12 protein-coding genes are annotated in these 11,827 nt (G+C 38.0%); 10 read left to right on the top strand and 2 right to left on the bottom strand.

The features are described 5' to 3' along the window. Positions 1-176 precede the first annotated feature (176 nt). The 4 genes from MLE14_RS12680 to MLE14_RS12695 all read left to right on the top strand — a co-directional run bounded on the left by MLE14_RS12680 (position 177) and on the right by MLE14_RS12695 (position 3,910). Entirely contained in the window at positions 177-1,127 is a 951-nt protein-coding gene (locus MLE14_RS12680; RefSeq protein WP_243298750.1) for a hydroxyacid dehydrogenase, read from the top strand. A 114-nt stretch (positions 1,128-1,241) separates the two neighbouring features. Beyond that, positions 1,242-1,583 (top strand): UxaA family hydrolase, encoded by a 342-nt coding sequence (locus MLE14_RS12685; RefSeq protein ID WP_243298751.1) that lies wholly within the window; start codon positions 1,242-1,244, stop codon positions 1,581-1,583. 2 nt (positions 1,584-1,585) lie between these two features. Continuing rightward, complete coding sequence (locus MLE14_RS12690) at positions 1,586-2,740, top strand: UxaA family hydrolase (RefSeq protein ID WP_243298752.1); 1,155 nt, start codon at positions 1,586-1,588, stop codon at positions 2,738-2,740. 99 nt (positions 2,741-2,839) lie between these two features. Next, positions 2,840-3,910 (top strand): Ldh family oxidoreductase, encoded by a 1,071-nt coding sequence (locus MLE14_RS12695; protein WP_243298753.1) that lies wholly within the window; start codon positions 2,840-2,842, stop codon positions 3,908-3,910. A 49-nt stretch (positions 3,911-3,959) separates the two neighbouring features. Here the strand turns inward: MLE14_RS12695 and MLE14_RS12700 are convergent, their stop codons facing one another. Both MLE14_RS12700 and MLE14_RS12705 read right to left on the bottom strand, forming a co-directional pair. Continuing rightward, positions 3,960-4,655, bottom strand: coding sequence for a FadR/GntR family transcriptional regulator (locus MLE14_RS12700; protein WP_243298754.1), 696 nt, complete (start codon positions 4,653-4,655; stop codon positions 3,960-3,962). Positions 4,656-4,790: 135 nt separating this feature from the next. Then, a complete protein-coding gene (locus MLE14_RS12705) occupies positions 4,791-5,858 on the bottom strand; it encodes a YeiH family protein (RefSeq protein ID WP_243298755.1) in 1,068 nt (355 codons plus the stop codon). A gap of 399 nt (positions 5,859-6,257) precedes the next feature. Here MLE14_RS12705 and MLE14_RS12710 point away from each other — a divergent pair, with 399 nt between their 5' ends. From MLE14_RS12710 to MLE14_RS12735, 6 genes are all read left to right on the top strand, one after another. Continuing rightward, on the top strand, positions 6,258-7,253 hold the full coding sequence (locus MLE14_RS12710; protein WP_243298756.1) for a TRAP transporter substrate-binding protein: 996 nt from the start codon (positions 6,258-6,260) through the stop codon (positions 7,251-7,253). A 15-nt stretch (positions 7,254-7,268) separates the two neighbouring features. Further along, positions 7,269-7,844, top strand: coding sequence for a TRAP transporter small permease (locus MLE14_RS12715; RefSeq protein WP_243298760.1), 576 nt, complete (start codon positions 7,269-7,271; stop codon positions 7,842-7,844). Between the two features lie 17 nt (positions 7,845-7,861). Next, positions 7,862-9,136, top strand: coding sequence for a TRAP transporter large permease (locus tag MLE14_RS12720; RefSeq protein ID WP_243298757.1), 1,275 nt, complete (start codon positions 7,862-7,864; stop codon positions 9,134-9,136). 206 nt (positions 9,137-9,342) lie between these two features. Next, positions 9,343-10,602, top strand: a complete 1,260-nt coding sequence (locus MLE14_RS12725; RefSeq protein WP_390628797.1) for a S1C family serine protease — start codon at positions 9,343-9,345, stop codon at positions 10,600-10,602. 31 nt (positions 10,603-10,633) lie between these two features. Then, entirely contained in the window at positions 10,634-11,497 is an 864-nt protein-coding gene (locus MLE14_RS12730) for a peptidylprolyl isomerase (RefSeq protein ID WP_279326307.1), read from the top strand. Positions 11,498-11,534: 37 nt separating this feature from the next. Next, the gene (locus MLE14_RS12735; protein WP_243298758.1) at positions 11,535-11,690 is read left to right on the top strand and encodes an aspartyl-phosphate phosphatase Spo0E family protein; all 156 of its coding nucleotides are present in this window, start codon (positions 11,535-11,537) and stop codon (positions 11,688-11,690) included. The last annotated feature ends 137 nt before the right edge of the window (positions 11,691-11,827 follow it).

The following is an 11,827-nucleotide window of genomic DNA, read 5'->3' on the forward strand; positions in this document are numbered from 1 at the left end:
TGCCCAGCGGCTTTTTTCTGTAAGGAGATGCATAACCTAAAAAACTATTGACCCGGATTAGAGTGTTATCATAATATAAAAGTGGTTGGGTCACCATGCCATCCGAAAGAAATTTTTGTTTTGCTTAATGATTATTGTAAATTTTTCTAATCTCCATTATACGAAGGAGGATATTCATGAGAGTTTTAGTTACAGAAATGATTTGGAAAGAAGGCATAGAGGAACTTGTCAGAAAAGGAGTACAGGTTGACTGCGATGATCATTTATGGAACAACCGGGAAAAACTTCTTGAAATTATAAAAGAATATGACGCGATAATTGTCAGGAACCAGACAATCGTAGATCAGGAACTGTTAGAGGCTGGGAATCGATTAAAGGCAGTTGGAAGACTGGGTGTAGGTTTGGATAATATTAATCTAAAACTGGCAAAACAAAAAAATGTTAAAGTCGTGTATGCCCGTCATGCGAATGCTACTTCAGTTGCGGAATACGTAATGGCAGCAATACTTAGTGCTGTCAGACCTCTTCACTTAGCTGATATGGATGTCAGAAAGGGTAATTGGAATCGAATAAAGCATACAGGTGAAGAACTGGCCAATAAAACTATTGGTTTAATAGGACTAGGAGAAATTTCGCACAGGGTTGCGAAAAGAGCAAAAGCATTCGGTATGCAGGTCATTGGCTATGACCCATTCATCACTCCCTATGACTATATTGTTGCTGAAACCGGTGTAAGCGTTTGCGATTCATTAGACGAATTATTAAGTGTTTCAGATTTTGTTTCCTTACATGTACCTCTTACAATCGACACTAAAAATTTGATCTCTGAATCTCAACTAAAAAAAATGAAACCGACTGCATACATAATTAATTCCTCTAGAGGCGGTATCATTGATGAAAATGCACTTGCCTACGCTTTAAATCATCACATTATTAATGGAGCATTTATTGATGTTCTCGAGGATGAGCCTATTTCTTTACAAAATCAGCTTTTGTCGACTGAAAAAGCCGTCATCACACCACATATAGCCGGACTTACCAACGAATCACAGGTAAGAACCTCAGTGTTAGTAGCCAGAGAAGTAATCAAGGTACTAAACGGTGAACCATCCCTGTGTATTGTTTAGTAAAAATTATCGGAAAATTAAAATATTATGATTGACTATTAGATCATTAGGTGATTTAATAAAAGTATACGATATTGGTTGGGTCACTCAACCACGTAAAAGGAGGTATTAGTTATGAGTCACAGTCAAGCAAATACTCTCACAGAAAAACAGCATGAGGACTCAAAGCCTGTCAGCACTCATAAGTTTTTAATCCATCATAGGGGTGATCATGTAGGAGTTGCAATTAGCCCGATTCAAAAAGGGGAAGAAGTAGTAGGGGTTTATATGGATGATGACTCGCAAATCACCGTTACCGCAAATGGGGATATTCCATTAGGCCACAAAATTGCGTTAGCCTCATTAAATGTAGGAGAGCCTGTATTAAAATATGGAATTCAAATTGGTTTAACTACACAGAAATGGGAAGTTGGCGACTACGTGCACACTCATAATATAAAAACGGCGAGGTGGTAAAAATGACACAGCTATATGGATATCGCAGAGAGAACGGTAAAGTAGGAATCCGCAACCATGTAATTATTCTGCCTGTAGATGACATTTCAAATGCTGCATGTGAAGCAGTAGCACGGCAAGTTCAAGGAACATTAGCACTTCCGCACGCATATGGACGTCTCCAGTATGGACCTGATCTTGATCTTCACTTTAGAACAATGATTGGAACAGGTTCAAATCCAAATGTTGCTGCAGTTGTCGTAATTGGTATTGAAGAAAACTGGTCAAAAAAAATTGCGGATGGCATTGCTGAGACTGGTAAACCAGTATCCTATTTTTCTATTGAAGGAAACGGGGATTTAGAAACAATACGTAAAGCTTCTTTAAAAGCAAAAGAATACGTGCAATGGGCAACAGAACTTCAACGGGTGCCTATTGAATTAAAAGATTTAACCATAAGCATAAAATGTGGTGAGTCTGACACGACAACAGGATTGGGTTCTTGTCCGACTGTTGCCCAGGCAGTGGATCGATTGGTAGATGCAGGTGCTACTGTATTTTTTGGAGAAACTTCTGAATTAACGGGTGGAGAGCATTTAATCTATGACAGGATGGCAACACCGGAATTGAAAGAAAAATTTATGGCAATCTACAATGATTATGTAGGAGAAATTGAATCCAAGGGTGTTGATTTATTAGGTTCTCAGCCAACCCAAGGCAATATCGCTGGCGGACTTTCAACGATCGAGGAAAAAGCTTTGGGGAATATCGCCAAAACAGGAACGAAAAGAGTGATTGGCGTATTAGAACCGGCAGAAAGTCCGGCAAACGGCAATGGGCTTTACTTTATGGATACTTCCTCTGCTGCAGCCGAATGTGTGACTCTGATGGCAGCTGGAGGAGCTGTTCTGCACTTATTCCCTACAGGTCAGGGAAATATCATCGGAAACCCAATCGAACCAGTGATTAAAATTACTGCAAACCCTCATACAGCCAAAACTATGAGTGAGCATATTGATTTGGATGTACAAGGATTGCTGACACGTGAGATTACTTTAGAACAGGCTGGAGATCAATTAATGGAATTGATTTATCGGACTGTAAATGGACGCTTTACAAGTGCGGAGGCATTAGGACATAAAGAATTCGTTATGACAAAATTATATCGCAGTGCTTAACACATTATCTCCCTACCCATAAGTTAATGAGTAGGGAGATAAACTTTGTCTCTATCAATCTATTTAAAAGGCAAAGAATACAGGTTGAGGGGTTAAAAAATGAACATTTATCATGAGTCGGGTTTAAGACAGTTTTGTGAGGAACTTTTAACCAGGATTGGGATGGCTGAAGAGAATGCCAAAGTGGTTGCAGACTCTTTAATTCAAGCAAACCTAGAGGGGATAGACAGTCATGGGATTAGCAGGCTCCCTATTTATGTAAAACGTTTTATGGATAAAAGAATTACATTAAATCCAAGCATTCAAATGACAAAAATGACCCCTTCCATACTGATAGTGGATGGTGATCATGGCCTCGGGCATATTGTAAGCTATTATGCGATTAAGGAAGCAATTGGAATGTCAAAAGAAAACGGAATGACAGCGATTGCTATTAAAAATAGTAATCATTTTGGAACAGCCTCTTACTTTTGCCAGCTTGCATGCGAGCAAAACCTTGCATGTATAGCACTGACTAATTCTCCTCCAGGAATTGCTCCTTGGGGCGGGAAAGAGGCTTTCTTCGGTACGAACCCGATTGCTTTTGGTTTTCCGACCGGAACTGACCAACCTGTTATCATTGATTTATCGACTAGTATTGTGGCTAGAGGGAAGATTATTTTGGCAGCTAAGCAAGGCAATCGAATTCCTGATGATTGGGCGATTGATGATGAAGGAAAACCGACAAATGATCCAGAAGCTGCACTAAGAGGATCCTTATTGCCGATAGGAGGAGCAAAGGGTTCTGCTTTAGCGCTCGCTGTTGAAATTCTGACCGGTGTGCTTACTGGTTCTGCCTTTGGGCCGCATGTTAAAAACATTTATGATGATCGAGAAACAGAGTATGCAAAGGTTGGCCATTTTTTCATATTAATGGACATTGAAAAATTTATGGAATTAAACATGTTCTTCGCGTCTATTCAAAATCTTTTAGATGAAATGAAATCAGTGTCTAAAGCAGAAGGAACAAAGGAAATTCGCTATCCAGGTGAAAGAAGGAAGAAAGACTCAGAGAAAAAGAGGAAAGAAGGAATCCTCCTTTCGTCAAGCGTTGAAATGGAATTATTAGAGATTGGAAGTAAATACAACGTTAATTTTCCGCCTCCATTGACTCTGCAAAAAATAAAATGAAAGAAAAAAAGGCTGTTATGAATTGTTTTTTCATAACAGCCTCCATTTTTTAATTAGATGAATTATTTTCTGTAATAGAGCGCTCAACGCTGTCTAAGTGTTCAATCATGTATTTTTGGGCGAGTGCTACATCCTTTTGTTTCATTGCTTCTAAAATCTTTGTATGTTCCTTTACCGATTGTAGAGCACGTCCAGGAATTTGAATCGCCGTCCTCCGGGATTCTGAAAGTAAATCAATTAAATAATTCATAATTCGAATGAGGACAACGTTTTTAGAGTTATTAGCTAATGTAATATGAAATTCATGGTCGAGTTGGGCAAGCCGTTCATAGTTAATCGTTCCATTCACAACCTCATTGGCTTCTTTAATAATTCGTTCTAATTCTTTAAATTGCTCAGCATCAGAATTTTCAATGGACCATTTGACTGTCCATTCCTCCAAAATTTTACGGACAGAGAAAAAATCTTTAATTTGATCTGTAGAGACAAAAAAAGCCTCTGTCATTTTTTGAATTTGATGTTCAGGAGAGGCAACAAAAACACCAGTACCATGTTTTGCTGTAATATACCCGTACGCTTCTAAAATTTTATAAGCTTCCCTAACTGTATTTCTGCTGACAGAAAGTTCAATTCCCATTTCTCTCTCGCCTGGAATTTTTTCTCCAACTTTATAAACGCCCTCTTGGATTTTTTTCTTTATGCTGTCGGCAACTTGTTCTGAAATGCCCTTTCTATTAAATTCCATATGAACCCCCCATATCCTTGTCTTTGCAATAATAGATTTGATCTCTGAATTATTTCCTATATACGAATATACGAACAATGCTCTTATCCTTTTTATTAAATCATTTGAATTTTTGCTTTTCAACAGGGAAACATCCTAAATTTTTGTAATGATAAATCCAAGACAGACTAATGCAATCGATCCTGAGATACCGGTAATAAGAACTTTATTATTCAGCTTTTTGAATTCTGAGAAATTAACGCCTAACCCTAGTCCAGCCATAGCCATAGATAATAAGAATATACTTAAAGCAATTAACATTCGCGTAAAACTTTCTGATAAGATTCCCATTGTATTGACGAGACACATTAATAAAAATCCAAATATGAACCAAGGAATAGGAAGATCTTTTAACTTGTTTTTATGTTTAGGAGTATTCATTTCCTTTTTCTTGAACAAAACACCTAAAATCAGTGCGACGGGAATTAATAGTGCCACTCTGCCTAATTTAACAAGGATTGCGGTGTCGCTGCTCACATCTCCTCCTGGCACCGCTGCTGCGATAACATGTGCTAATTCATGAAGTGTTGCTCCGGTTAATAATCCGTATTGGTAGGAATCTAACCCTAAGACCGGATATAGAAAAGTGTAAAAAATGGTGACAATGGTGCCCATAATAGCGATAAAGGCTACTGAAATCGCCGTTAATTCTTTTTTCGCTCCAATTAAAGGAGCCACCGCTACAATCGCTGCGGCACCACACACGGCTGTTCCAACTGCAATTAAAGCGGAAAGATGAGGATCAATGGAAAGCAACTTTCCAATATATAACATAATAATCAAGGTGAAGACAATAACAGCAACATCTATTAAAATAATAGAAATACCAGCAGAAATAATCGCCTCAATATTTAGTCTGAGTCCCATTAAGATAATACCTGCCCTTAGCAGATATTTGCTGCTAAATGTGATTCCAGGTAAAGAATCCTGAGGAACTCCCATCAATCCTTTCCATCCCATTCCCAAGATAATAGAAATAATCATGACTCCCATAACGGAAAGAAAAGGAAATCCCGCTAAATATCCTGCTGCTATCGCTAAAACAGCCGTTAAAACGAGTCCTTTTATGAATCCTTTGTTCATTTTGAGGGATTTTGGTTTTTGACGGGGATTTTGCGGAGAGGAGCATTCTTCTTGTTTCATTGTTGCACCTAAATTACTCAAAACGATACCTCCCTTTTAAATGTAGGTAAGCTGTGCATAGTGATCAACCAACACGCAATGGTTCGGTGACCCAACCAGTATATATAATCATTAAACCACGTTCAGAAGCATGAATCAATATTATTTACTTCTGGATTAAAAAAATATTGATTTTTTGGAAAATTAAAAATAGAATATAGTTAGTGGTTGGGTGACTGAACCATACCGTGACGGAGGGAGGAGTTGTCTTTAGTTGTTGGTTTACTTTAAAAGATTATAAGTTAATTTGTCTCGAAATGATACAACATGAAAATGATTCCTTATGCATAAATTTTAGAATTATAGATTCAAATTACCCAGATAATCATTTTTAAATGCTTGGATTTGTAAGGGCTTACAAAATGTATGGGAGGATCTTAAATGAAAAAGTATGTACCCCTGCTTATTATTTTACTGACGCTAGTGATTAGTGGCTGCGCAAATCTGGCAACAGGAAAAAATACAGACGCAGAATATGTTTTGAGATTAGGCCACTTACAGACAGAGACTCACTCTTACCACAAAGGTGCTATAAAATTTAAAGAATTAGTCGAGAGCAAATCAGATGGAAGAATTCGAATTGACATTTTTCCAAGCAGTCAGCTAGGAAACGGAAGAGATCAAATTGAAGGAGCGCAGATTGGCTCGATTCACTTTCATATTGGATCTGTTGCCCCTGTTACGAATTTTGCTCCAAAGTTTAATGTATTGAATATGCCATATCTATTTGAAAGCCGGGAACACGCATTTAAGGTCTTGGATGGCGAGATTGGCGAGGAACTTTCTGCCGATTTGGCTAATAGAGGCTTAATGAATTTAGGTTTCATGGAAAATGGCTGGAGACATATGACTAACAATGAACGACCAATCAAAACTGCTGCAGATGCTGCTAATTTAAAACTGAGAATACAGGAATCTCCTCCTTATATTGCTTTTATTAATGCGATTGGGTCGACACCTGTTCCTATTCCATTTGGAGAACTTTATACAGCATTAGAACAAAATGTTGTAGATGGCCAGGAGAACCCGCTTGCTCAAATATATTTAAATAAATTTCACGAAGTACAGCAATATTTGACATTAACCTATCACAATTATGACGCCGCCGTATTTATCATGAGTAAAACCACATTTGACACATTACCCACAGAACTTCAAAAAATCATAAATGACTCTGCAAAAGAAGCCATTGATTATCAAAGACAAATAGCGTTGGAGGATGAGGAGGTACTGCTGGAAAATTTAAGAAACAGTGATATTGAAATTGAAGAAAACCCAGATCTTCAGTCCTTTAGAGAAGCGGTTCAGCCAGTATACGAAGAATTTGAAGAATCACTGGGCAAGGAGCTATTTGAGAAAATCGAAAGCCTTAAGTAAAGGTGCGGAGGTGTGGTGAATTTGAAGGACATATTCGGCAAAACGAGCGAAACGATTAATAAATACAGCAAAATGCTGATCATTATACTATTTGCTGTAGCTTTTTTAGCGACTGTTTACCAAGTAATTTCGCGTTTCATTTTACAGAGTTCATTTGTACAAAATATTTTCCCGATGGTTGACTTTTCCATTTTTAATTTTAGCTGGATAGAAGAGCTAATTCGTTACTTGTTTATATGGATTGTGTTTTTAGGCATTGGGGTTGTGTATAAGAGTAAAGAGCATGCACAGGTAGAACTTTTGCATCATTATTCGCCCGAAAAATGGAAGAATCGGATTAGTTTATTTATTGAAATTGTAAATTCTGCAGTTTTTGTGTTCTTAATCATGTACGGTTGGAGTATTTTAAAATTTACGAGTCAGCAAATTTCTCCTTCTATGGGGTTGAATATGACCCTCATTTATTCTGCAGTATTAGTCAGTTCGATAATTTGTCTTATTCATGCGATTGAAAGTGTTATAAACATTACTATCGGAAAAAGGAAGACAGCAAAAGTAGATCCAATCAATGAGAATTCCAGCGTAGGTTAAGGAAGGAGGAGATAAGATTGACAGTAGCCATTGTCGTTCTTGTTGTACTATTTTTATTTATGTTAATTGGTGTTCCCATTGCAATATCCCTGATTTTAGCATCGATTGCCGGTTTTTTATCCAGTATTTATTATATTCCCCTAGAAGTAATTCCACAGAGATTAATAACTTCAGTAGATTCATTTTCACTTTTAGCCATTCCGTTCTTTATGCTTACAGGGGAATTAATGATGTCTGGAAGTATGGGAAAACGAATTGCAGCATTCGCCTTTGCAACCGTAGGATGGTTAAAAGCCGGATTAGCGCAAGTGTCAACCTTAACGAGTATGTTTTTTGCCGGAATTTCAGGCTCTGGAGCAGCTGACACCGCAGCTGTAGGGAAAATGATGATTCCGATGATGGAGGAAAAAGGATACGATAAAGGATTTGCTGCAGCAACTGTAGCTAGTGCAGGTACGATTGCGGTTGTTATACCGCCTTCCATCCCCATGATTGTATATGGGGTAACGGCAGGCGTTTCGATTGGAGACTTGTTTACAGCCGGGATTGTTCCTGGAATATTAATAGGTTTATCGATCATGATGTTAAATTATTGGCTGACCAAAAAGAAAAATTATGCCGAAGAAGTAGCAAAATTTGAATTTGCTTCATTCAAAAAGACTTTTCTTGATGGAATATTAGCTCTAATCTTACCATTAATCATCATCTTTGGGATTCGCGGCGGGATCTTTACCCCGACAGAAGCGGGTGCGGTGGCTGCAGCGTATGCATTTATCATCAACAAATTTATTTATAAGGATATGAAATGGGAGGATATCCCTCGAGCATTTATTAATGCTGGAAAGATGACGGCAATGGTTGTCTTCATAATTGCCGCTGCGAATCTGTTTGGGTGGCTTTTAACAGCAGAACAAATTCCGCAATATCTGTCATTGCTTGTCACAAGTATCTCAGAAAACAGATATCTGATTCTCATCATGTTTAATATCATTTTCTTTATTGCGGGCTGTTTCTTAAACGCATCGGCGGCTATTACAATTCTTACTCCATTACTGCTGCCAATTGCCCTCGCCGCAGGAATTGACCCAGTCTTCTTTGGCCTGATTATGGTGGTTAATCTTTCAATCGGATTGATTACTCCTCCAGTAGGGTTAGACCTATTTGTTGTGAAGGGGATTGCAAATGTTTCGTATGATAAGATAATCCAATCGGTTGTACCTTTTATCATTGTGATGGTTGTGGATCTGTTAATCATCACCTATTTTCCTGCATTGTCTATGTTCCTGTTGTAAATAAGGCTAGTGAATGGGCTTGTTATAATAGCAAGCCCATTTTTTTGCTTTCAAATATGTAGTTGACGCTTTTTCATATTTCCCTGTCTTTTAAAAGTTTGTTCATAGTTTGGTCATAATTAATCGCTATTCTATACATGTACACAAGAGTAATAAGTTGAATATACCTTGCTCAGCAACCACATTCCTGATAAGGAGGTACATGTATGGTTCATATGGATGATGACTCTCAAGTTACATCTGATCATCAAATTGAAGAGCCGACAGGCAACAGAGAACAGCCAATGAAAGAGACGAAGCGAAAACCAAAAAGCAGAGCATTTTTATCTTCATTAACAGCTGGTGTAATTGGTTCTGCTTTAACTTTAGGAGTCGTATCCTATACCGATTCTTTTTCAGACCAAGAAGCATCTAATAAAGATACATCTGTTTCTTCAAATGAAATGGCTGCTGATACTGCTTCGATTACACCTACACAGGTTTCAAATGAAGCAGGATCCATTGCAGATATCGTGGAAAAGGCATCTCAGGCTGTCGTTGGAATCGTCAATATCCAGCAGCAAAGAAATTATTTTTCAAACAGCAGTCAAAATGTTGAAACCGGTACAGGATCTGGCATTATTTTCCGGAAGGATGAGGATCGTGCCTACATTGTTACGAATAATCACGTAATTGAAGGTGCCAATGAAGTAGAAGTTTCTCTTCATAATGGAGAAAAAACGGCCGCTAAGTTAGTGGGGGCAGATGCACTTACAGACCTGGCTGTTCTCGAAATTGATGCTGAAAATGTAACATCAGTCGTTGACTTTGGGGATTCATCTGCACTACGTCCTGGAGACCAAGTACTTGCAATCGGGAATCCGCTTGGACTCGACTTATCAAGGACTGTAACTCAAGGGATTGTCAGTGCGGTAGACCGGGCGATTACTGTCTCAACCTCTGCAGGAGATTGGGAATTTAACGTTATTCAGACTGATGCAGCCATTAATCCAGGAAATAGCGGTGGAGCTTTGATTAACACAAAAGGTGAGGTTATTGGGATCAACAGCTTAAAAATTTCTGAAAATGGTGTGGAAGGTTTGGGATTTGCGATCCCAAGCAACGATTTTATTCCGATAGTCAATGAGATTATTGAAAATGGAAAAGTAGTCCGTCCCTACATTGGCGTTGGCTTAGCTAGCTTAGAAGAAATTCCGCGTATGTATATCCAGGATCTTCCTGAAGATATAACCGCAGGGGCAGTGGTCACAAATTTAGACCCAAACTCAGCTGCAAAAAAAGCTGGAATTGAGGTTCAGGATGTAATCGTTTCTATAAATGGAGAAGAGGTTCAAAACTCTATTGCCCTCAGGAAGTATTTATATACAAAACTTGATGTCGGTGATGAAGTCGAACTTGGCATTTATCGTGACGGAGAACTCATTACGGTTAAGTTAACATTATCAAGCAATCAGCAAGGGTTATAAAAAGAAATGTAGCAAATAAAAGGAGATTACAATGAAAAAAGTGATTTTTATCATACTCGGAATGATGGTTATGCTTACCGTGATTCTGGGAGTAGCCTTTTCAAGGGAAGAAGCAGTTGCCACCGTAAATGGAAATGAAATTTCAGAGGAAGAGCTTAACGATTTATTAATGAACCAATATGGGGCTAGTACCCTTGATTCACTAATAAATGATAAAGTCATTCAATTAGAAAGTGAAAAGCAGAATGTTACAGTAACGGACGAAGAAATTGATGAGGAACTCAAGATTTTTATCGATTCATATGGCGGAGAAGAGAGTTTTAATACAGCACTGGAATCAAGCGGGATTACTTTAGATATGGTAACAAGTGATATTAAAACGTATCTGCTGACAAAAAAATTGATGGCTTCTGACATTGAGATTACAGAAGAAGAAATGCAAACCTACTTTGAAGAAAATAAAGATATGTTTGCCCAAGCGGAACAAGTGCAAGCCAGTCATATTTTAGTAGAAGATGAAGCCACAGCTCAAGAAGTAAAAGAAAAACTAGAAGCTGGAGAAGATTTTGCAGCATTAGCGAAGGAATATTCCACTGATACCGCCAGTGCAGAAGCTGGAGGTGATCTCGGTTTCTTTGGAAAAGGAGAAATGGCAGAACCATTTGAAGAAGCCGCCTTCTCTCTTGAAGTGAATCAAATTAGTGATCCGGTTAAAACGGAACATGGTTTTCATATTATAAAAGTAACAGATAAGCAAGAAGCAAAAGAGGCAAATTACGAGGAAAGTAAAGAAAAAATAAAAGATACATTGTTTGACGAAAAAATGAATGCCCAGTATACAACATGGCTGGAAAATCTAAAAGCCGATTATGAAATTGAAACATTCATAGAATAATGCAGGTTTTCACCCTTATACAGAAAGTGGCGATTGTTTGGAAAGAGATGACGTGACAGTCGTAATTGATGCACTAAGACAAAAACTCATTGCAACAGCGGATCAGAAAGGACTTCAGTCGCCTGACACCTTACAGATTAGCCGTGAATTGGACCGGGTTTTAAATAATCTGATGAATAAAAACAAAAATTAGGGGAGTGTAATATAAACTGTGTAAGTAAGGAATACGTACGGTTCCTTACTCACACAGTTTTTTATTTGATAGAATAATAAGTATAAAGCTAAAGGAGTGTTTTCAATGGGGAAATTGAAAAGAGATCCGAACTCCGT

Origin of the sequence: Bacillus litorisediminis, assembly GCF_022808645.1 — a bacterium.
Taxonomy (GTDB): Bacteria; Bacillota; Bacilli; order Bacillales; family JC228; genus Bacillus_BF; species Bacillus_BF litorisediminis.